21 protein-coding genes, 1 pseudogene and 2 riboswitches are annotated in these 20,552 nt (G+C 42.1%); of the genes and pseudogenes, 18 read left to right on the top strand and 4 right to left on the bottom strand.

Annotation, left to right across the window (positions count from 1 at the left end):
* Positions 1 to 90: 90 nt before the first annotated feature.
* The gene (locus ACIQZD_RS15265) at positions 91 to 1,263 is read left to right on the top strand and encodes an FtsW/RodA/SpoVE family cell cycle protein (RefSeq protein WP_101223666.1); all 1,173 of its coding nucleotides are present in this window, start codon (positions 91 to 93) and stop codon (positions 1,261 to 1,263) included.
* 82 nt (positions 1,264 to 1,345) lie between these two features.
* Here ACIQZD_RS15265 and ACIQZD_RS15260 read toward each other — a convergent pair whose 3' ends face one another.
* Positions 1,346 to 1,681, bottom strand: a complete 336-nt coding sequence (locus ACIQZD_RS15260) for a spore coat protein (protein ID WP_350300490.1) — start codon at positions 1,679 to 1,681, stop codon at positions 1,346 to 1,348.
* A gap of 13 nt (positions 1,682 to 1,694) precedes the next feature.
* Entirely contained in the window at positions 1,695 to 1,973 is a 279-nt protein-coding gene (locus tag ACIQZD_RS15255; protein ID WP_350302971.1) for a hypothetical protein, read from the bottom strand.
* A gap of 149 nt (positions 1,974 to 2,122) precedes the next feature.
* Here ACIQZD_RS15255 and ACIQZD_RS15250 point away from each other — a divergent pair, with 149 nt between their 5' ends.
* Positions 2,123 to 3,040, top strand: coding sequence for a proline dehydrogenase family protein (locus tag ACIQZD_RS15250; RefSeq protein WP_230176187.1), 918 nt, complete (start codon positions 2,123 to 2,125; stop codon positions 3,038 to 3,040).
* A 49-nt stretch (positions 3,041 to 3,089) separates the two neighbouring features.
* Here ACIQZD_RS15250 and ACIQZD_RS15245 read toward each other — a convergent pair whose 3' ends face one another.
* Positions 3,090 to 3,224 (bottom strand): YuzL family protein, encoded by a 135-nt coding sequence (locus ACIQZD_RS15245; protein WP_072273724.1) that lies wholly within the window; start codon positions 3,222 to 3,224, stop codon positions 3,090 to 3,092.
* Between the two features lie 207 nt (positions 3,225 to 3,431).
* Here ACIQZD_RS15245 and ACIQZD_RS15240 point away from each other — a divergent pair, with 207 nt between their 5' ends.
* From ACIQZD_RS15240 to ACIQZD_RS15190, 11 genes are all read left to right on the top strand, one after another.
* Positions 3,432 to 5,816: a 3-hydroxyacyl-CoA dehydrogenase/enoyl-CoA hydratase family protein gene (locus tag ACIQZD_RS15240; protein WP_402904151.1), complete on the top strand. Its 2,385-nt coding sequence runs from the start codon at positions 3,432 to 3,434 to the stop codon at positions 5,814 to 5,816.
* Between the two features lie 72 nt (positions 5,817 to 5,888).
* Positions 5,889 to 7,067 carry an acetyl-CoA C-acetyltransferase gene (locus ACIQZD_RS15235; protein ID WP_402904148.1) on the top strand — a complete coding sequence of 393 codons (1,179 nt, stop codon included), beginning with the start codon at positions 5,889 to 5,891 and terminating at the stop codon, positions 7,065 to 7,067.
* Between the two features lie 69 nt (positions 7,068 to 7,136).
* Entirely contained in the window at positions 7,137 to 8,924 is a 1,788-nt protein-coding gene (locus ACIQZD_RS15230; protein WP_402904145.1) for an acyl-CoA dehydrogenase family protein, read from the top strand.
* Between the two features lie 141 nt (positions 8,925 to 9,065).
* Positions 9,066 to 9,422, top strand: coding sequence for an arsenate reductase family protein (locus ACIQZD_RS15225; RefSeq protein ID WP_063234020.1), 357 nt, complete (start codon positions 9,066 to 9,068; stop codon positions 9,420 to 9,422).
* Between the two features lie 96 nt (positions 9,423 to 9,518).
* Complete coding sequence (gene gcvH, locus ACIQZD_RS15220; protein ID WP_402904142.1) at positions 9,519 to 9,899, top strand: glycine cleavage system protein GcvH; 381 nt, start codon at positions 9,519 to 9,521, stop codon at positions 9,897 to 9,899.
* A 90-nt stretch (positions 9,900 to 9,989) separates the two neighbouring features.
* On the top strand, positions 9,990 to 10,355 hold the full coding sequence (locus ACIQZD_RS15215) for a toprim domain-containing protein (protein WP_048688210.1): 366 nt from the start codon (positions 9,990 to 9,992) through the stop codon (positions 10,353 to 10,355).
* Positions 10,356 to 10,358: 3 nt separating this feature from the next.
* Entirely contained in the window at positions 10,359 to 10,667 is a 309-nt protein-coding gene (locus ACIQZD_RS15210) for a thioredoxin family protein (protein WP_063596108.1), read from the top strand.
* Between the two features lie 144 nt (positions 10,668 to 10,811).
* Positions 10,812 to 10,917, top strand: a riboswitch (SAM riboswitch).
* 102 nt (positions 10,918 to 11,019) lie between these two features.
* Entirely contained in the window at positions 11,020 to 12,330 is a 1,311-nt protein-coding gene (locus ACIQZD_RS15205; RefSeq protein ID WP_402904138.1) for an O-acetylhomoserine aminocarboxypropyltransferase/cysteine synthase family protein, read from the top strand.
* Between the two features lie 115 nt (positions 12,331 to 12,445).
* A riboswitch (SAM riboswitch) is annotated at positions 12,446 to 12,558 on the top strand.
* A gap of 153 nt (positions 12,559 to 12,711) precedes the next feature.
* The gene (locus ACIQZD_RS15200) at positions 12,712 to 13,746 is read left to right on the top strand and encodes a methionine ABC transporter ATP-binding protein (protein WP_063234022.1); all 1,035 of its coding nucleotides are present in this window, start codon (positions 12,712 to 12,714) and stop codon (positions 13,744 to 13,746) included.
* On the top strand, positions 13,739 to 14,407 hold the full coding sequence (locus tag ACIQZD_RS15195; RefSeq protein ID WP_101223656.1) for a methionine ABC transporter permease: 669 nt from the start codon (positions 13,739 to 13,741) through the stop codon (positions 14,405 to 14,407). Before ACIQZD_RS15200 ends, ACIQZD_RS15195 begins: the two co-directional genes overlap by 8 nt.
* A gap of 15 nt (positions 14,408 to 14,422) precedes the next feature.
* The gene (locus ACIQZD_RS15190; protein ID WP_402904133.1) at positions 14,423 to 15,259 is read left to right on the top strand and encodes a MetQ/NlpA family ABC transporter substrate-binding protein; all 837 of its coding nucleotides are present in this window, start codon (positions 14,423 to 14,425) and stop codon (positions 15,257 to 15,259) included.
* Between the two features lie 113 nt (positions 15,260 to 15,372).
* Here the strand turns inward: ACIQZD_RS15190 and ACIQZD_RS15185 are convergent.
* A pseudogene (locus ACIQZD_RS15185) lies at positions 15,373 to 15,674 on the bottom strand (IS5/IS1182 family transposase); the annotation flags it as partial.
* 474 nt (positions 15,675 to 16,148) lie between these two features.
* On the opposite strand from ACIQZD_RS15185, the gene ACIQZD_RS26215 reads away from it, so the two are divergent.
* From ACIQZD_RS26215 to sufU, 5 genes are all read left to right on the top strand, one after another.
* The gene (locus tag ACIQZD_RS26215; protein WP_471802854.1) at positions 16,149 to 16,301 is read left to right on the top strand and encodes a YuzK family famiily protein; all 153 of its coding nucleotides are present in this window, start codon (positions 16,149 to 16,151) and stop codon (positions 16,299 to 16,301) included.
* 451 nt (positions 16,302 to 16,752) lie between these two features.
* A complete protein-coding gene (sufC, locus tag ACIQZD_RS15180) occupies positions 16,753 to 17,538 on the top strand; it encodes a Fe-S cluster assembly ATPase SufC (protein ID WP_148358289.1) in 786 nt (261 codons plus the stop codon).
* A gap of 15 nt (positions 17,539 to 17,553) precedes the next feature.
* Positions 17,554 to 18,855 (top strand): Fe-S cluster assembly protein SufD, encoded by a 1,302-nt coding sequence (sufD, locus tag ACIQZD_RS15175; RefSeq protein WP_402904128.1) that lies wholly within the window; start codon positions 17,554 to 17,556, stop codon positions 18,853 to 18,855.
* Positions 18,855 to 20,084: a cysteine desulfurase gene (locus ACIQZD_RS15170; protein WP_101223652.1), complete on the top strand. Its 1,230-nt coding sequence runs from the start codon at positions 18,855 to 18,857 to the stop codon at positions 20,082 to 20,084. The genes sufD and ACIQZD_RS15170 overlap by 1 nt, the downstream gene beginning before the upstream one ends.
* Positions 20,074 to 20,502: a Fe-S cluster assembly sulfur transfer protein SufU gene (sufU, locus tag ACIQZD_RS15165; RefSeq protein WP_034310148.1), complete on the top strand. Its 429-nt coding sequence runs from the start codon at positions 20,074 to 20,076 to the stop codon at positions 20,500 to 20,502. The genes ACIQZD_RS15170 and sufU overlap by 11 nt, the downstream gene beginning before the upstream one ends.
* Positions 20,503 to 20,552 lie beyond the last annotated feature (50 nt).

The following is a 20,552-nucleotide window of genomic DNA, read 5'->3' as shown; positions in this document are numbered from 1 at the left end:
CTATATAGTTGTGATTTTATTTGTTTAAAGTATAATGAATAAGTGTATTTATAGATATATCGCAGGAGCCTTTTTAAGGGAGAGTTAAGTATGGAAGAACAAAATAAATTTTCATCACGAATAGATTTTTCTTTGGTCACAATATTGCTGTTATTATGCGTTGGAAGCTGCTTAGCAATCTATAGTGCCCAAACGACTGGACAGTACGCTGAAAACTTCTTAATTAAACAAATTTTTTGGTATATAGTTGGAATCGGAATCGTATTAGGTTTCATCACCTTGGATTCTGATCAGTTGAAAAAAATATCTTGGTACGCCTATGGCTTCGGATTGTTTTTGCTTTTTTTGCTGATCATTATGCCGGAAAGCATCGTTCCTGTCCGGAATGGTGCGAAAAGTTGGTTCATCATTCCGGGAATCGGTTCGATTCAGCCATCGGAATTCATGAAGGTTTTCCTCATCCTGGCTTTAGCGAATGTTATCTCAAACCATCATCTCAAAAACACGCTGAAAACGATTCAAACGGATATCTGGCTGCTTATTAAAATCGGTCTAGTGACCGGTGCCCCCTTATTGTTAATCATGCAACAGCCGGATTTGGGTACCTCGCTTGTCATCATGTCCATCATGCTCGGAATGATTTTCATCTCAGGGGTAACATGGAAGATCCTGCTGCCGATCGTTTCGGGAGGAATTGTCGTCGCTTCAGCGGTCCTGTACTTTGTACTTTGGAAGCCGGAAATCCTGGAAAAATACCTAGGGGTAAAATCCTATCAATTCGGCCGTATCTATTCTTGGCTGGATCCATATAATTATGCCAGCTCCGAAGGATATCACTTAACCAAATCCTTACTGGCCATCGGCTCCGGCCAGACCACAGGCAAGGGAATCGGCTCGAGGGAAGTGTATTTGCCCGAGAGTCATTCGGATTTCATTTTCAGCATCATCGGTGAAGAATTCGGCTTCATCGGATCAAGTATCATCATTTCCTTGTTTTTCCTATTGATTTACCATATAACAAAAACGGGAATGGACACGAAAAATAACTTCTATACATATATCTGTGTTGGCGTTATAAGCATGTTGACGTTTCACGTTTTTCAAAATATCGGCATGACTGTAGGCCTTTTACCGATAACGGGGATTCCGCTTCCATTTGTCAGTTATGGAGGAAGCTCGTTAATGGGGAACATGATGGCCATGGGCTTAATATTCAGCATTCGGTATCACTATAAGAAGTATATGTTTTCAACGGATATCTAAATATAAAGCCGGCCCTCGATGGGCCGGCTTTATTTGTAGCAAAAAAACAAAAGGAGCAGAATCCACTCCCCTGAATGTTTGCTTATTGGATGTTCGTTCCAGATGGAAATTGATTTTTATAACCGGAAAATTGTTGATACGATTGGCCTAAGCTGGTAGCTTGCGCCTTTTCTAAACTATACCAGCCTTTTTCGAACATAAGGTTATAGAGTTCACGCTGCATCTCCTGATTTTCTTTGGCAACGGAGAAAATGTCTTGGAATAATGCTTGGTTACTCATTTCATGCAGGGCAACGGAAAGGGAGTTGCAAAAGTACTTTTCAGTTGAAAGCATATCATTTATAAAATCCCTGTCATTCATTTGCGGTGTCTTTGCCACGGGAGATTCTGGATTTTGGACTTTGTTTTCATTGGGCATCAAGGACCCTCCCTTACTGGTATTGTTGTTGACCCTGATTTTGGTCGGGGTTCAAATGTTTCAAAATGGTATCATAATGGCGTTGATGCATGAGTCCGCACCGATTTAACGCATCAATGATTTGCGGGTCCTTGCATTGTGTGGCAAAAAAATGTGCTTTTTTAACTGCATTCAGATTCCATGCAAGCATATCGGTTAAGTATAAGCTATCTTTCACCGTAACCATTTCCGGCGGCTGTTTCATAAAGCCGGTGGACTGCTGTTGGCTGTTAAACGAATTTTGCTGTTCCATCATTGCTACCTCCTTAAGTGTTCTTTAAACGAGCTTAATTTTCCCTTCTGGATTTTTTTTATTCTTGATTCTAAATATCTGAAAAGTGAATTAAATGGTAAAATAATCTTGTGCATCTATTTTCCAAAATGATTTGGAGGGGAATGCAGATGGAAAGAATATTGAAAAATCTTTTCCTTTTTTTATCAAAGAACAAAGGCATGACAAAGGCAGCGAAAAAATACGGGCTGCGGTTTGGGGCATCTCGTTTCGTGGCAGGAGAATCCTTGGATATGGCATGTGAAGTGATTGCAGATCTTAACCGGAAAGGGCTTGCCGTCACTATTGATTATTTAGGTGAATTCATTGAAGATGAACAAGAAGCAGGGAAGATGGCAGATGAGTGCATTGAAGCAATCCGCATGATTGGCAGAAATGAACTGGATTCACAGTTATCCCTGAAGCTGACCTCGATGGGCTTGGATGTGTCCGAACGAGTCGTAATGAATAACATGCGGAGGATCTTGGATGAAGCTAAGGCCCATCAGGTTTTCGTGACGCTTGATATGGAAGATTTTCCGCGCTGTCAGCCGACTTTGGATGTATTCAAAAACCTAAAGTCTGAATATAATGAATTGGGGACTGTCATCCAAGCTTATCTGTATCGGACTGAGAAGGATATTGAGGAGCTGGATGCATACCATCCGAATCTAAGGCTTGTTAAAGGGGCTTATAAAGAACCAAGGGAAGTGGCTTTTCCCGAGAAAAAAGATGTGGATGAGAATTTCAAGAAAATCATCAAGAAGCATATGCAAAATGGCAATTACACAGCCGTTGCCACACATGATGACAAAATCATTGATTATACGAGGGACTTGGTCAAAGATCAGGGAATTCCCCGTGATCGATTTGAATTCCAAATGTTATATGGCATCCGCAATGAAAAGCAGCTCGAACTTGCTAAAGAAGGATATAAGGTGAGGGTGTATGTTCCTTATGGTACGGATTGGTATGGATACTTCATGCGCCGACTTGCGGAGAGACCGGCCAATATTGCTTTCGTTTTAAAAGGCCTATTCAAGAAATAGGAAGCGAGAGCCGCCCCGGATAAGGGACGGCTGCTCAAATTAAGAAGGATTATCTTTTGAACTGATTGTTCTGGCTGTTCACTTTATTGATTCCGTGTTGACGTTCAGCACCAGGGCCGGCATTGCCTTTAACGCTTGCTGCGCTTACGGCTGCTTTAGAAGGATTATCTTTACGCTTCATTATATAAGTCACCTCCACCCCGGTTATTTTTTACTGAACGGAGGAGAAATAACCAAAGGAACTCGGAGAAAAAAATATTTTTTTCCTGTTTAATCATTGCGGAATTTCCAAATATATTCTATATTAGTAATAAGAAAAAATATTCAAAATTTTTTTGAATTAAAAATGAATGAGTATTCATTCAATAAATTGCGTAAGGGGGATATGAACTTGGTTCGACAAATACGAAAGGCTGCTGTTCTAGGGTCAGGAGTTATGGGATCAGGGATTGCTGCACACCTTGCTAACATCGGCATTCCGACTTTATTATTGGATATTGTACCTCGTGAACTTACTGAGGATGAAAAGAAAAAGGGACTGACATTAGATAATAAACAAGTGCGTAACCGCATCAGCCAAACAGCGATTACGAAACTTTTAAAACAGAAACCAGCTCCGCTTTCGGCTAAGGGAAACATTGCGTTGATCGAGGCAGGAAACCTGGAAGATGATATAAGTCGTTTAAAGGATGTCGATTGGATCATCGAAGTGGTCGTTGAGAAGCTTGAGGTTAAGCAAAGTGTGTTCGCCCAGGTTGATCAGCATCGTAAACCAGGAAGCATCGTTTCATCGAATACCTCCGGAATATCAATTGAAGCGATGGCAGAAGGCCGTTCGGAGGACTTTCAAAAGCACTTTCTGGGAACCCACTTCTTCAATCCGCCGCGTTATCTTAAGTTGTTGGAGCTCATCCCAACTGAAGCAACTTCACCAGAAGTGCTCGAATACATGAAACGATTCGGCGAAGATGTACTGGGAAAAGGTGTCGTCGAAGCCAAGGATACCCCTAACTTTATCGCAAACCGCATTGGAACTTATGGTTTATTGGTCACTCTACGGGAAATGCAAAAAGGCGGATACAGTGTTGGTGAGGTCGATTCGGTTACAGGTCCGTTGATTGGAAGGGCAACTAGCGCGACTTTCCGGACACTTGATGTAGTTGGGTTGGATACCTTTGCACATGTTGCCAGAAACGTATATGAACAGGTGGATGGAGAAGAAAAAGAAGTTTTCAAAATACCTGATTTCATGAATGAAATGCTTAAGAATGGGTGGCTTGGAAGCAAGTCAGGCCAAGGATTTTTCTTGAAAAAAGGAAAGGAAATCCTTGAACTGAATCCCGAAACCCTTGAATATGATGCACGAAAAAGATTAAAAACGCCTTCAATCGAAATGGCTAAACAGGCCAAGGGCTTGGAAAATAAAATGAAAGCGCTTGTTTATAGCGAAGACCGTGCCGGCCAATTACTTTGGAATGTTCTGAATCCGGCGCTTGTGTATTCTGCCCAACTGCTTGGGGACATCGCGGATGACATCGTGGCGATCGATCAAGCGATGAAATGGGGCTTCGGATGGTCCACAGGCCCTTTTGAAACCTGGGATGCGATAGGGGTAGAAAAATCGGTAGCCCGAATGGAAGCGGAAGGCATCACCGTTCCGCAATGGGTGAAGGATATGCTCGCTAAAGGCATCACTTCTTTCTATAAAGAAGAAAATGGCATAGTTCACTATTATAATAATGGTGAATATAAGGAACTTGTTGCAAATCCTAAAGTGATCAATCTTAAAGCGATCAAGAAACAAAAAGGCGTAATCAAGAAAAACAGTGGTGCAAGCTTGATGGATATCGGCGATGGAGTGGCTCTTCTTGAATTCACTTCACCGAATAATGCAATCGGTCTGGATATCATACAAATGATCAATGCGGCGGTCGACGAAGCGGAAGCGAATTTTAAAGGCTTGGTCATCGGAAACCAAGGAAAGAATTTCTGTGTAGGCGCTAATATTGCAATGATGCTGATGGAAGCGCAGGATGACAATATTTTTGAACTCGATATGGTCATTAGCCAATTCCAAAAGGCGATGCTTAAAATCAAGTACAGTGCAGTTCCTGTAGTGGTTGCCCCGTTTAATATGACACTTGGCGGGGGTGCTGAAGTGTCCCTTCCGGCAGCGCGCATCCAGGCAACGACTGAAACGTATATGGGACTAGTGGAAGCTGGTGTAGGTTTGATCCCAGGCGGCGGCGGGACTAAAGAACTTTATGTCAAGACGTTGAGGAATATGCCGAAGGGTATCGACTTCGACTTACAGAAAGTGGCCAACCAAGTATTTGAAACGGTCGCCATGGCAAAAGTTTCGACCTCCGCCGAGGAAGCGAGAGGGAATAATTTCCTTGATTCAGCGGATGGAATAAGCGTGAATGCGGATCATCAGCTATATGATGCGAAACAGGCGGTACTTTCCATGCATGAACAAGGTTATACTGCTCCGTCCCGCACAAAGATTCCTGTCGTAGGTGAAACGGGATATGCCGCACTTCTATTAGGGGCGGAATCCATGCGCCTTTCAGGTTTCTTATCAGAGCATGACCTTGTTATAGCCAAAGAGCTTGCATACGTCCTGGCAGGGGGAAAACTCCCATTTGGCACGGAAGTAGATGAACAGTATATCTTGAACTTAGAAAAACAGGCATTCCTAAAACTGATTTCGACTCCGAAATCCCAGGCAAGGATGCAGCATATGCTTGTTAAAGGCAAACCACTCCGTAATTGATGAATAGACGAAGAAATGGCCAAAACGAAGATTAATAGATCGATAGCTTAAAAATGAGTAAGGGGGATCCTCATGAAAGAAGCGGTAATAGTAGCTGGAGCAAGGACTCCGGTAGGAAGAGCGAAAAAAGGTTCTCTTGCCAGTGTACGTCCTGATGATTTAGGGGCTCTTGTTGTAAAGGAAACGTTAAAGCGTGCAGGGAATTATGAAGGCTCCATCGATGACCTGATTATCGGTTGTGCAATGCCTGAAGCGGAGCAAGGCTTGAACATGGCTCGTAACATTGGGGCATTGGCAGGATTGCCTTATACAGTACCGGCCATAACGATTAATCGTTACTGTTCAAGCGGGCTTCAAAGCATCGCTTATGGAGCGGAAAGGATCATGCTCGGCCAAAGTGATACTGTCATTGCAGGCGGAGCGGAATCCATGAGCCTTTTGCCAATGATGGGCCATGTAACACGTCCGAACGCGAGACTTGCGGAAACGGCACCGGAATATTATATGGGTATGGGTCACACTGCTGAAGCCGTTGCAAAAAAATACGGCATTTCCCGTGACGATCAAGATGCGTTTTCTGTTCGTAGTCATCAAAAGGCGGCGAAGGCCATTGCAGAAGGAAAGTTTTCGGATGAGATCGTACCGGTTGACGTAACCCTTCGTTCAGTGGGACCAGATCTTAAGTTAAAGGAAAAATCATTTACATTTACACAGGATGAGGGCGTTCGTCCAGGCACCACTGCTGAAGTGCTAAAAAAACTAAGACCTGCATTCTCTGTTACAGGATCCGTAACAGCAGGGAATTCATCACAAACGAGTGATGGTGCAGCCGCGGTCATGGTCATGGATGGGGAAAAGGCCTCTTCATTAGGGATGAAACCGATGGGTAAGTTCCGTTCCTTTGCTGTAGCAGGAGTACCGCCTGAAATCATGGGTATCGGACCGATTGCAGCCATTCCTAAAGCTTTGAAGCTAGCGGGTCTTGAGTTATCGGATATTGGTTTATTTGAATTGAATGAAGCCTTTGCTTCCCAATCCATTCAAATCATTCGTGAGCTCGGTTTGAATGAAGAGATTGTCAATGTAAATGGCGGAGCCATCGCCTTAGGCCATCCACTAGGATGTTCGGGGGCAAAATTGACATTAAGCCTGCTACATGAAATGAAGCGCAGAAACCAACAGTTCGGAGTCGTGACAATGTGTATCGGCGGCGGAATGGGTGCTGCTGGAGTATTTGAATTATTGGCGTAATCCCACCCCTCCCGGAAGCTGTCATGCTTCCGGCGGGTTTACTATCTTAAATACTTAGGAGGAAATAACATGTCCAATCAAACTACAGATAACCTCATTAAAGGCGGAGCCTTTTTAGTAGAAGATATTACGTATGATAAAGTGTTTACACCGGAGGATTATTCTGATGAGCATAAAATGATCGCCAAAACTGCCGAGGATTTCGTAGTGAATGAAATTCTGCCGCAGGTTGAACATTTAGAAAACCATGAATTTGACCGTTCCGTTAAATTACTGAAGCATGCAGGTGAAATCGGTTTACTTGGTGCTGACGTTCCTGAGGAATACAGCGGATTGGGTCTTGATAAAATCAGTTCGGCATTGATTACAGAAAAAATGGCACTTTCAGGCGGCTTTGGAATTACCCATGGTGCACATGTAGGTATCGGATCTTTGCCGATCGTATTATTCGGGAATGAAGAACAAAAGAAAAAATACCTCCCTTTACTGGCAACGGGTGAGAAGATTGCTGCGTATGCCTTAACGGAACCAAGCTCAGGTTCAGATGCCTTGGGAGCAAAAACGACAGCGAAATTGAATGCCGAAGGAACACACTATATTCTAAATGGTGAAAAACAATGGATTACAAATGCAGGTTTTGCAGATGTCTTCTGTGTATACGCCAAAATCGACGGCGAACAATTCTCCGCTTTCATTGTTGAGCGTGATTATGATGGCGTATCAACTGGTGCTGAAGAGAAGAAAATGGGAATCAAAAGCTCATCTACACGTACATTAATCCTTGAAGATGTACATGTACCAGTCGAAAACCTTTTGGGCGTAGCCGGGAAAGGACATGTCATCGCTTTCAATATCCTGAATATCGGCCGTTATAAATTAGGCGTCGGTGCTGTCGGCGGATCTAAACGTGCCCTTGAGATTACAGCAGCCTATACGAATCAACGTCAACAGTTCAAAACGAAAATTTCCGATTTTAACTTAACGAAAGAAAAACTTGCAACAATGGCATCCAAAATTTATGCAGCAGAAAGTTCTGTATACCGTACCGTTGGCCTTTATGAACAAAGACAAAGCAAATTGACGGATGAGCAAGTGAAAGATGGGAAATCAATGGCGGCTGCAATCGCTGAATATGCCATTGAGTGCTCATTGAATAAATTCTTCGCTTCCGAAGTGTTGGATTATGTTACGGACGAAGGCGTACAGCTTCATGGAGGCTATGGTTTCATGCAGGAGTATGAAATTGAAAAAGCATATCGTGATTCCCGGATTAACCGGATCTTTGAAGGTACAAATGAAATCAATCGATTGCTTGTCCCTGGAACTTTCCTGAAGAAAGCACTTAAAGGGGAATTGCCGCTTCTTCAAAAGGCTCAAAGCCTGCAAGAGGAATTAATGATGATGATGCCGGAAGAACCTGGCGATGGGCCATTGGCACAAGAAAAAATGCTTGTTAGAAACGCTAAGAAAATCGGGATTCTGGCAGCTGGCCTTGCTGCACAGAAATACGGCAAAACTCTTGATCAAGAACAAGAAATCCTCTCCAACATTGCTGATATCGCATCCCTTGCCTATGCAGCGGAATCCGTGGTATTGCGTACGGAAAAAGCAATAGCAGCTACAGGTCTGGAGAAGAACAAACAAAAGGTGCTTTACACTGAAATCTTCGTTCAGGAAGCTTTCAATGAAATAGAACAGCACGCAAAGGAAACGTTAATCGCAGTGGAAACAGGCGATACTCTTCGCATCATGCTTGCGTCGCTCCGCAAGCTGACAAGACATAATCCAATCAATGTCATTGCGAAAAAGCGTGAAGCTTCCGTCAAGGTAATCGAAGCTGAAAAATATGCTCTTTAAGCAATGAATCAAAATCTGTAAAGGGAATGCCCGTAAAGGCATTCCCTTTATTTCCTTTGATGAAATCGCATTGGAAATTCAAAAGACAATTCGTTGTATTGCGTGATGAAAACGGGTATTCTATTGATAGGTGGTGAAATGATGGGCTTAACATTATATTGGTACCCAAAATGCGGCACATGCCGTAACGCGAAGAAGTGGCTGGATAATCATGAACTGCAATATGAAGCAATCCATATAGCGGAAAATCCTCCTTCGCGAACAGAAATAGAACAACTATATAAAATCAGCAATTTGGAGTTGAAGAAGTTTTTCAATACTAGCGGTCAAAAATATCGGGAGCTGGGCTTAAAGGATAAGCTGAAAGAAGCTTCTGAAGCAGAGATGCTTGATATATTGTCCACAGATGGCATGCTTCTGAAAAGGCCGATTGTTACGGATGGCACCAAAGTGACGGTAGGTTTCAAAGAGGAGCAATTCGAACAGGTTTGGAACTGAAAATTTCTCGAAATATTTGGTTGATTCCTTACTTAAACAAACAATCTACCTTATAATGGAATAGATAAAATAAGATGTACATATGGAGGGTTAATAATGACAACACCAAAAGAACTTCGTTACACTAAAGAACATGAATGGGTCAAAACGGAAGATGGAAAAGTGCGCATTGGAATTACAGCTTTCGCACAGTCCGAGCTTGGGGACATCGTATTCGTTGAGCTTCCGGAAATCGGCGATGAATTGAAAGCGAACGAACCATTCGGAAGTGTTGAATCCGTTAAGACCGTTTCTGAGCTTTATGCACCTATCAGTGGCAAGGTTGTTGAAGTAAACGAAGATTTAAGTGACAACCCTGAATATGTAAATGAGTCTCCTTATGAAAAGGCATGGATGGTCGTGCTTGAACCATCTAATGGCAGTGATATTGAAAACTTGATGAGCGCTGAAGAATATGAGAGTTTAATCAACGGTTAAAAAGAAGGAGAGGGGGACTGAAAAGGCCTGCTCTCTTTTCATTTTGTACCGTGGCAGTTGCACACATAATTCGTGAGATGGAGTGATGACATGGAGTGGGGCGAATTCGATAAAGTGATCATTGTAGAAGGCAGTTCCGATAGAAGAAAAGTTGCCTCCGTTTTAAATGAAGATGTGGAAATAAGATGTACGAATGGGACCATATCATTAACTAAGCTGGATGAATTAGTCGATGAATTGATGGACCGTGATGTTTATCTCCTTTTTGACGCAGATGAATCAGGAGAAAAGCTGCGGAAGCAGTTCCGAAGGGAAATGCCGGAAGCGAACCACCTGTATATTAATAAAATGTACAAAGAAGTGGAAAGCTCACCCGAACATCATATCGCAACTGTGCTTCTATCTGCCAATATGAATGTGAAAATGAAATTTTTAAGTCAAAGGGTGAACGACTAATTGATGCAGGAATGGAAAGAAGAAGAGTGTAAGCTTGCTGTTGAAAATGGGGAAACCTTTTGCTTATATTTATATACCCCTTTATGCGGTACTTGTCAGGTTGCCTCAAAGATGCTGACGATATCCTTGGAGCTATTCCCGGAATTGAAGGCAGGCAAAATGAATATGAATTATGTCCAAGCAATTGCCGAATCATATGAAATCGAAAGTGTTCCTTGTTTATTGCTTTTCAAAGAAGGACAGCTGCACAAAAAAATATATGCCTTTCAATCCGTTCCTTATTTGTACGGATTGCTTAAGGAAATCAGCTAAGAAACCAATCAGAACTGTGATTGGTTTCTTTGTTGAGGACATATGAATGCGAGATGAAATTAAACAAAGAATATTCTAACAATTCATTGACTGATTTAATCTAAAATGCTATATTTTGAATTAAGTAACGGCAGAATTTAATAGTTCTTATCAAGAGTGGCGGAGGGACTGGCCCGACGAAGCCCGGCAACCGGTATAAATTTATATACGGTGCTAATTCCAGCAGAGTGTTGGCTCTGGTAGATGAGGTGTATTCTTGAAACCTCTTCTTATTGAAGTGGTTTTTTTGTTTATAAAAGGCCAGATATCATCATATAATTCCAACTAAATCCATAGAAAAAGGTGAAATCATATGTCAGAGAAAAAGTTGCGTTTTGAAACATTGAGTGTGCATGGCGGTCTGCAAGCTGATGAAACAGGTGCCCGTGCAGTTCCTATCTACCAAAGCAATGCATACTTGTTCAAGGACACCGACCATGCAGCGAATTTATTTGGCCTAAAGGAGAATGGCTATATATATTCACGACTTCATAATCCCACGATCAGCGTTTTTGAGGAAAGAATGGCCTTATTGGAAGGCGGAATCGGCGGATTGGCAACAGCAAGCGGAATGGCTGCCATCTCACTTTCAATCCTGAATATTGCCGCTGCAGGGGATGAGATTGTTTCAGCCTCTACATTATATGGGGGTACGTATAACCTTTTTGAAAATACTCTTCCTAAATATGGGATTAAAGTGAAGTTCGTTTCTCCCGATGACCCTGAAAATTTCAAAAGGGCGATTACGCCAAGAACTAAAGCCATTTTTGCTGAAACGATCGGAAATCCAAGTTTGAGGGTGCTTGATATTGAGGCGGTAGCGAAAATCGCCCATGATGCCGGAATACCTTTGATCATTGATAATACCTTTGCGACACCGTATCTATGCAGACCAATTGATTTTGGAGCGGATATTGTCATCCATTCCGCTACAAAATGGCTTCTGGGAAATGGAACGACGCTTGGCGGTGTCATCGTGGATGGAGGGAAATTCGATTGGAACTCGCCAAATTACCCTGGCTTCACGGAGCCTGACCCAAGTTACGACAATCTGGTATACGCCGAGGCAGTTGGGCCTGCCGCATTCATAACGAAAGCCCGAGTCCAGTTACTCCGTGATTTAGGCCCTGCGCTAAGTGCCCAAAATGCATTCCAGTTTACGCTTGGACTTGAAACGCTGCATGTAAGGATGAAAGAGCATCTAGCAAACACCAAGTCTGTCATTAAATATTTAAAAAACCATCCTGCGGTGACTTGGGTTTCACATCCTGGTGATGAGGATCATCCCGATAAAGCCCTTGCGGATAAATATTTGCCAAAGGGAGCTGGATCTGTCGTTACATTTGGGATACAAGGTAATCGAGAAGCTGGGGCAAAACTTATCAATTCGGTGGAATTATGGTCCCATGTAGCGAATGTTGGGGATGCGAAGAGCTTGATCATCCATCCAGCCAGTACGACCCATCAACAATTGAATGAGGCGGGTCTTGTGAAAGCGGGTGTGAGTGCCGACCAAGTCCGTTTATCGATTGGGATTGAAAATGTAGAGGATTTAATAGAAGATTTGGAGCAGGCAATTGAAAAAGCGACGAATATCGTCTCCTTGACATCCAAAACGGTTTAAGTAAAGTTTCTGTATGATTGTACTAGAAATATTATACATTGCGCTCCTTTTTTATCTATGATAAAATTTCACCATACTAAAGAACTTAATGATGTACAAATATTCTATATATTAGCTCTTATCAAGAGAGGTGGAGGGATGTGCCCGATGAAACCCGGCAACCGACAAGGAGATTTCCTTGGAAAGGTGCCAATTCACACAAAGTTTAATCACTTTGGAAGATGAGAGGAAGGCCTGTTTCTTCACCTGCCTTTCTGCTCATGCAGAAAGGTTTTTTCTGTTTTAATGGGGTAAACTTTTACATGATATGAGAAACAGACTAATAATGTAGAGAAATCAACTAAGTTCATAGGTTTTATTGGATAAAAGAGGTGAGGGTTAATGATTACATTGACGAAAGTCAGTAAGCTTTTCCGGACAGGAAAAGGAAACAGTGAGACGATCAAGGCAGTAAATAATGTGAATGTTGAAATAAATAAAGGCGAGATTTTCGGTATCATCGGTTACAGTGGAGCGGGGAAAAGTACTTTGATCAGAATGCTCAATGGATTGGAAACACCAACAGAGGGATCCGTTGTAGTTGCTGAGAAGGAAATTTCAAAAATTAAAGGCGCTCAGCTCCGTAAGGCCCGTCAAGAAATCAGCATGATTTTCCAACATTTCAATCTATTATGGTCGAGGACCGTTCAGGAGAATATATCTTTCCCATTGGAAATTGCAGGAGTTTCTAAAACTGAACGAACCAAACGTGTGAACGAATTGATCAAGTTAGTCGGACTGGAAGGCAGGGAAAAGGCATATCCTTCACAATTAAGCGGAGGGCAAAAACAAAGGGTGGGAATTGCCAGGGCTCTGGCAAATGACCCTAAAGTGCTCCTGTGTGATGAAGCGACTTCTGCCTTGGATCCGCAGACTACCGACTCCATACTCGAATTGCTTGTTGACATCAATCAGCGCTTGGGATTGACGATCGTCTTGATAACACATGAAATGCATGTGATACGTAAAATCTGCCATCGCGTCGCAGTGATGGAAAGCGGGCAAGTTGTTGAACAGGGACCTGTCCTGGATGTTTTCAAGAACCCTAAAGAACAAATGACAAAGCGTTTCGTGCAACAGGTAACGGAACCGGAAGAAACGAAAGAAACGATGGACCATTTGCTCGAACGCTATCCTGCAGGCAAAGTGATTCAATTGACCTTTGTAGGCGATCATGCAGAAAGCCCTTTGATCACCAAGCTTGTACGTAACTTCGAGTTGGATGTCAATATCGTTCAAGGTAAGATATCCCAAACAAGAAGCGGTTCATATGGAACATTGTTTATCCATCTTGATGGCACAGAGGATGAAATGCTCCGCGCAATAGAATTCATTAAAGCACAGCAGGTAGGCGTGGAGGTGATTACTCATGCTTGAAGAATTATTGCCGAATGTTGATTGGGAAGACATTATTGAAGCTACGAGGGAAACGCTTTACATGACAAGCGTCTCTGTAGTGGCAACCTTTTTTATAGGCATAATATTAGGATTGATCCTGTTCCTGACAGGGAAGGGTAATATGTGGGAAAACCGGGCAGTCAACGGGATCATGAGTGCTGTCGTCAATATATTCCGTTCCATTCCATTTCTTATTTTAATCGTGCTGCTCATTCCTTTCACTAAAGCGCTTGTCGGTTCCATGATCGGAGAGAACGCTGCACTGCCGGCACTTATTATCGGTGCGGCCCCATTTTATGCGCGCATGGTTGAAATCGGCCTTCGTGAAATCGATAAAGGTGTAATTGAAGCCGCTAAATCGATGGGGGCAAAAACGAGCACGATCATTTGGAAGGTCCTTCTTCCAGAGTCGATGCCTGCCCTTATTTCCGGGATTACGGTAACATCGATTGCATTGGTTGGATATACCGCAATGGCCGGGGTCATCGGCGCAGGCGGGCTCGGTAATCTAGCCTATTTGGACGGTTATCAAAGAAATCAAAATGACGTTACGCTTGTAGCGACGATCGTTATTCTAATTATCGTCTTCATAATTCAAATTATTGGAGATGTGATTACATCTAAATTGGACAAAAGATAAAAGGAGATGAATAGGATGAAAAAGTTTTTAGGATTTGCATTAATTTTAGTGTTATCTATCGCTTTGGCCGCTTGTGGAAGTGAAAAGGATAAAAGTGGCAGTGATACAGAGAAAGAATCGAAGAAAATAGTTGTAGGGGCATCCAATGTTCCTCATGCTGAAATCCTTGAGGAAGCTAAGCCGCTTCTTAAAGAAAAAGGAATCGAATTGGAAATCGAAACGTTCCAGGACTATATTTTACCGAATAAGGCGTTGAATGATAAGGAATTGGATGCTAACTACTTTCAACACATTCCATATTTAGAGGGGCAAATTAAAGAAAATGGATATGACTTCGTTAATGCTGGCGGAATCCATATCGAGCCGATTGCTCTATATTCACAAAAATATAAAAGCATTGATAAACTTCCGGAAGGCGCAACAATTATTATGAGCAGCTCTGTTGCTGATCATGGACGCGCTTTATCCCTTTTGGAAAAGAATGGCCTGATCACTTTGAAAGAAGGCATCGATAAAACGACGGCTACGACTAAAGATATCGTTGAAAATAAGAAAAACCTTAAATTCGATGCTGATTATGAAGCGGCCCTGCTTCCTAAAATTTATGAGAGTGGCGAAGGCGATGCAGTCTTGATCAACTCCAACTATGCAATTGACGCCGGTTTGAATCCGCTTGAAGATTCGATTGCGATTGAAGATTCGGAATCACCATATGTGAATGTCATTGCCGTAAACAAAGGTGACGAAAATAAAGAAGCAATAAAAGCTCTTGTAGAAGTATTGCATTCTAAAGAAATTCAAGATTTCATTCTTGAAGAATACAAAGGTGCAGTTGTACCGGCGGATAAATAATTCAAGAATGGGCGACCTGATTTAATTCAGACCGCAGTTTGTAAACAAAAAGGTTTCGGAATAGTCTCATTCCGAAACTTTTTTGATTTTTATTGGATTTGAGGCAGTTAAAGCGATTTGTACTCACGATAGCCCTCTTTATTATGGGCAGAGATAACAATCTAAACGTTCATATTACATATAGTCATGATTGCGGAAGAATTCTTCTTTTGTAAGAGGACGTGTATAGGGTAAAGCTGGTGTTTTGTTGCATCTGCAGCAACAGCTTCAGGTTTTCCACTTTTCTTAATCACATGTTCAACCAGAGGCTCTAAGATACGACGACCATGCGTATTTCCGGGTGTTACTATCGTCCCCAACACAAATCCGTAACGGTCTGCTGACGCATAAATGAATAAGCAAGCTGGTTTGTTCGCAGCTTTTACATAATGCTTCGCTCATGATTTTTAGTTTGTCTACAGTTTTTTAGATTTTTGGGTTTTCAAAATTTGAACGTTACTTTCCACTTCAGGCACTCGCTTTCCGCGGGCGGTCCGGAAGCCTCCTCGGCGCTTTTGCGCCTGCGGGGTCTCCCTTGACTCGCTTTTCCCGCAGGAGTCTCATACCTTCCGTTCCAATCCACTAAGACTAAACAATCAGATAGAATCACTTTCACCTACAGTCTATATTCTTTTTCACTGCCGGTTAAGGTTTCCATGATAAAGTGCCTCACTTCTCTAAGTTCGGATAATTGATGATCCAGTTTGTTTCAGTCTGCGGCTTAATTTAATTCATTTCATGTTTAATCAGGAAAGGAAAGGGTATAGAGATAATGAAGGTAATAAAATGATACACAAATTTGAAAGGATGGTTCACTATCAATACTCTGGATTTAAATGTAACAAGCGAAATGGAAAAGGCGATGCAGTCTTCACATGGGATTGGCTACAGTGAATACAGTAGAAACTTAGACCTCCGCATCGAGGTTGAGAAAGAACGGGATAGGGAACATGTAAAGTGCAACAAAATGGTCCAGGACCTGCAACGCAAAATTCACGGCTAAGCATATAAAAGAGTTCTTTAAAAGATCGGTCTGTAGAGGTAAAATGGAAAGTGGTCCATAAAATAAGGATTTCCTTATTGGATAAACTTACATAATGCCTGGCAGTCCGATTTTTTTCTTTTTAAAGCGGAACGTTCATACCTTGCAATCGAATTCTTCGAACATATATTAATAAGGACGAAGATTTGCCGAATAATAAGATAATTTTAACAAAAGCTAAAATAAGTATGATTATGCAGAAAACAGGCTATATCTGTTAGTATTGTAAGAATGGGACAGGTTTTTAACATAGAAGAAGTGGAAACCCTATCTATTTAGTTGATTCCAAATTGGATTTGTTATAAAATTGGAATGAGAATAAAGTGAGAATGCTTTTACGTAAATTATAGTGATAGAAAGTAAACTTTACTTTCTGGTAATAAAATTGGAATTAGTTCACGGAGGTATTATTATGTCAGCTTCTACATTAACGGTTAAAGATCTTCACGTATCAATTGAAGGTAAAGAGATTTTAAAAGGGGTAAACCTTGAAGTTAAAGGTGGAGAAATCCATGCGATCATGGGACCAAATGGAACTGGTAAATCCACTTTATCATCAGCGATCATGGGTCACCCTAAATATGAAGTAACGAGCGGAAGCATCACATTCGATGGTGAAGATGTATTGGAAATGGAAGTCGACGAGCGCGCTCGTGTCGGTCTATTCCTAGCTATGCAATATCCAAGTGAAATCAGCGGTGTTACAAATGCTGACTTCTTACGTTCTTCCATTAACGCACGCCGTGAAGAAGGCGATGAAATTTCATTGATGAAATTCATCCGTCAAATGGATAAAAAAATGGAATTCCTTGAAATGGATGAAGATATGGCGCAACGCTATTTGAATGAAGGTTTCTCCGGCGGAGAGAAAAAACGCAACGAGATTCTTCAATTAATGATGATCCAACCTAAAATTGCAATCCTGGATGAGATTGATTCAGGTCTAGATATCGATGCACTTAAAGTCGTTTCAAAAGGAATCAACGAAATGCGCGGAGAAGACTTTGGATGCTTGATCATCACCCACTACCAACGTCTATTAAATTACATCACTCCTGATTTTGTACATGTAATGATGCAAGGACGTGTCGTAAAATCAGGCGGTCCTGAACTTGCTGCCCGCTTGGAAGCGGAAGGTTATGACTGGATTAAACAAGAATTGGGCATTGAAGACGAAACTGTTGGCGAAGAAGCGTAAGTAGGAGGATTTGCAATGACTACAGAAACGAAATTACCGTTTGAACAAGAGGATATAAGCTCCTATTCAACTAAAAATAATGATCCAGCTTGGCTATCCGAGCTTCGGATTCAAGCGTTTTCTGAATTAGAAAAGCTCCCGATGCCAAAGCCGGATAAAACGAAAATCGATAAATGGAATTTTACTTCTTTCCAGACCCATACGGTTGAGAGTGAAGCTTTTGCCTCTTTAGAGGAGCTTCCGGAAGAAATTAAATCCATCATTGAAGAAAATGAAAACTTATACATTCAACGTAATAATACGCCGGCACATATCAATCTGTCAGCAAATGTGAAAGAACAAGGCGTCATTTTTACGGATATTTTATCAGCGGCTCGTGACCATGCTGAGCTCGTGCAAAAATATTTCATGAAAGACGGCGTTAAAATAGATGAACATCGTTTAACGGCACTTCATGCTGCATTGGTTAATGGGGGAGCATTCCTTTATGTTCCGAAAAATGTAGAAATCAAAGAGCCGATTCAATCGGTATTCCTGTTGGATAATCCAGATACTACACTTTTCAACCATGTCTTGATCGTAGCGGAAGATAATAGCTCTGTCACATATGTAGAGAACTACTTCTCAACCGTTGAGTCTAACGAAGGGGTTGCCAACATCGTAACGGAAGTATTTGCTAATGCGAATGCCAAAGTCGAATACGGTGCGGTCGATACTCTTTCAAAAGGCTTCACGACATATGTTAACCGCCGTGGAGTGGCAGGACGTGACGCTCGTATTGAGTGGGCGCTTGGCCTGATGAACGATGGAAATACGATTTCAGATAATACAACATATCTAATGGGCGATGGCTCTCACGGTGATACAAAAACCGTTGTAGTCGGACGCGGGGAACAAAAGCAGAACTTCACGACTGCCATCATTCATTATGGCAAACGCTCTGAGGGCTATATCCTTAAGCACGGTGTCATGAAAGACGCCGCATCCTCCATTTTTAATGGAATTGGGAAAATAGAGTATGGTGCTACAAAAGCCAATGCCGAACAAGAGTCACGCGTATTGATGTTAAGTGAAAAAGCACGCGGAGACGCCAATCCGATCCTCTTGATCGATGAAGATGATGTAACGGCTGGTCATGCTGCTTCCGTCGGCCGTGTCGACCCGCTTCAACTGTATTATTTAATGAGCCGTGGTATTACAAAGAAAGAAGCAGAAAGACTTGTCATTCACGGATTCTTGGCCCCTGTTGTTAACCAGCTTCCAATTGAGGGAGTTAAAAAACAATTAGTAGCGGTCATTGAAAGGAAAGTACAGTAATGAACCCATACGAAATTCGTAAGCTTTTTCCAATATTAGATCAAGAAGTCAATGGTCAGCCATTAGTTTATTTAGATAGTGCTGCAACCTCTCAAAAACCGGCTGCAGTGATTGAAGCGATTGAGCAATATTACCGCGGATACAACTCGAATGTTCACCGCGGAGTGCATACACTAGGAACAAAAGCTACGGATGCGTATGAAGGTGCACGTGAAAAGGTACGTAAATTCATTAATGCTTCTTCTACAGAAGAAATCATCTTTACAAGAGGCACAACGACTGCTTTGAATACTGTAGCAAGAAGTTACGGTGGTGCAAATATTAAAGAGGGTGACGAAATCGTCATCTCTTACATGGAGCATCACAGTAATATCATTCCGTGGCAGCAGCTTGCCAAAGAAAAAGGCGCTGTATTGAAGTATATTCCGCTTCAAGAGGATGGTACGATTTCCCTTGACGATGTGAGGGCTACAATTACTGAAGCAACGAAAATCGTTTCCATCATGCAGGTTTCGAATGTACTTGGCGTTATCAATCCTGTGAAGGAGATCGCAAAAATTGCCCATGATCATAATGCTGTTATGGTAGTCGACGGGGCACAAAGCACGCCGCATCTAAAAGTGGATGTCCGTGATTTGGATTGTGATTTCTTTGCCTTCTCAGGTCATAAAATGGTCGGTCCAACAGGTATCGGCGTATTATATGGCAAGAAAGACCTTCTTGAAAAAATGGAACCGATAGAATTCGGCGGAGAGATGATTGATTTTGTAGGTTTGTATGAGTCTACATGGAAAGAACTCCCGTGGAAATTCGAAGGCGGTACCCCAATCATTGCCGGGGCCATCGGCATGGGGGCTGCAATTGATTTCTTGGAAGAAATCGGTTTGGATAATATTGAACGGCATGAACATAAGCTCGCCGCATATGCAATGGAGAAAATGTCAGCAGTTGAAGGGCTGACCATATACGGTCCTAAAGATGCAGAAAAGCGTGCAGGTGTAATTACCTTTAATATTAATGACGTACATCCACATGATGTCGCTACCGTTCTTGATGCAGATGGAATTGCTGTCCGTGCCGGTCATCATTGCGCACAGCCATTAATGAAATGGCTTGACGTATCAGCGACAGCAAGAGCAAGTTTCTATCTATATAACACGGAAGAAGATATTGATAAGCTTGTGTCCGGGCTTGTTAAAACGAAGGAGTATTTCAGTAATGTCTTTTGATAACCTAGATACACTTTACCGTCAAGTCATTATGGATCACTATAAGAAACCGCGTAATAAGGGCATGCTAGAAGATGGAAGCATGACAATCGATATGAATAACCCAACTTGCGGCGATCGGATTCGTTTAACGATGAAAATCGAAGATGGCAAGGTCAGCGATGTTAAATTCGATGGTGATGGTTGTTCGATATCCATGAGTTCAGCTTCCATGATGACTCAAGCCATTAAGGGCAAAGACGTTGATACTGCTCTAGCGATGTCCGAGACTTTTTCCTTAATGATTCAGGGAAAAGAATACGACGATGAGATGGACCTTGGGGATATCGAAGCCCTTCAAGGCGTTTCCAAATTCCCAGCACGAATCAAGTGTGCTACCCTGGCTTGGAAAGCCATGGAAAAGGGATTGAAGGAATAATTAAATTAAAATGAGCTGTTGTAATTCAGCCATTTGAAATGGAGGAATAC

Origin of the sequence: Peribacillus sp. NPDC096447, assembly GCF_044762725.1 — a bacterium.
Taxonomy (GTDB): domain Bacteria; phylum Bacillota; class Bacilli; order Bacillales; family DSM-1321; genus Peribacillus.
The sequence above is the reverse complement of the archived record's forward strand: the minus strand, read 5'-3'. Positions and strand labels throughout refer to the sequence as shown.

Bases quoted from the DNA above. Each gene is read 5' to 3' on its own strand.
- ACIQZD_RS15265 (WP_101223666.1), top strand. From the start codon at position 91: ATGGAAGAACAAAATAAATTTTCATCACGAATAGATTTTTCTTTGGTC.
- ACIQZD_RS15260 (WP_350300490.1), bottom strand. From the start codon at position 1,681: ATGCCCAATGAAAACAAAGTCCAAAATCCAGAATCTCCCGTGGCAAAG.
- ACIQZD_RS15255 (WP_350302971.1), bottom strand. From the start codon at position 1,973: ATGGAACAGCAAAATTCGTTTAACAGCCAACAGCAGTCCACCGGCTTT.
- ACIQZD_RS15250 (WP_230176187.1), top strand. From the start codon at position 2,123: ATGGAAAGAATATTGAAAAATCTTTTCCTTTTTTTATCAAAGAACAAA.
- ACIQZD_RS15235 (WP_402904148.1), top strand. From the start codon at position 5,889: ATGAAAGAAGCGGTAATAGTAGCTGGAGCAAGGACTCCGGTAGGAAGA.
- ACIQZD_RS15230 (WP_402904145.1), top strand. From the start codon at position 7,137: ATGTCCAATCAAACTACAGATAACCTCATTAAAGGCGGAGCCTTTTTA.
- ACIQZD_RS15225 (WP_063234020.1), top strand. From the start codon at position 9,066: ATGGGCTTAACATTATATTGGTACCCAAAATGCGGCACATGCCGTAAC.
- gcvH (WP_402904142.1), top strand. From the start codon at position 9,519: ATGACAACACCAAAAGAACTTCGTTACACTAAAGAACATGAATGGGTC.
- ACIQZD_RS15215 (WP_048688210.1), top strand. From the start codon at position 9,990: ATGGAGTGGGGCGAATTCGATAAAGTGATCATTGTAGAAGGCAGTTCC.
- ACIQZD_RS15210 (WP_063596108.1), top strand. From the start codon at position 10,359: ATGCAGGAATGGAAAGAAGAAGAGTGTAAGCTTGCTGTTGAAAATGGG.
- ACIQZD_RS15205 (WP_402904138.1), top strand. From the start codon at position 11,020: ATGTCAGAGAAAAAGTTGCGTTTTGAAACATTGAGTGTGCATGGCGGT.
- ACIQZD_RS15200 (WP_063234022.1), top strand. From the start codon at position 12,712: ATGATTACATTGACGAAAGTCAGTAAGCTTTTCCGGACAGGAAAAGGA.
- ACIQZD_RS15195 (WP_101223656.1), top strand. From the start codon at position 13,739: ATGCTTGAAGAATTATTGCCGAATGTTGATTGGGAAGACATTATTGAA.
- ACIQZD_RS15190 (WP_402904133.1), top strand. From the start codon at position 14,423: ATGAAAAAGTTTTTAGGATTTGCATTAATTTTAGTGTTATCTATCGCT.
- ACIQZD_RS26215 (WP_471802854.1), top strand. From the start codon at position 16,149: ATGGAAAAGGCGATGCAGTCTTCACATGGGATTGGCTACAGTGAATAC.
- sufC (WP_148358289.1), top strand. From the start codon at position 16,753: ATGTCAGCTTCTACATTAACGGTTAAAGATCTTCACGTATCAATTGAA.
- sufD (WP_402904128.1), top strand. From the start codon at position 17,554: ATGACTACAGAAACGAAATTACCGTTTGAACAAGAGGATATAAGCTCC.
- ACIQZD_RS15170 (WP_101223652.1), top strand. From the start codon at position 18,855: ATGAACCCATACGAAATTCGTAAGCTTTTTCCAATATTAGATCAAGAA.
- sufU (WP_034310148.1), top strand. From the start codon at position 20,074: ATGTCTTTTGATAACCTAGATACACTTTACCGTCAAGTCATTATGGAT.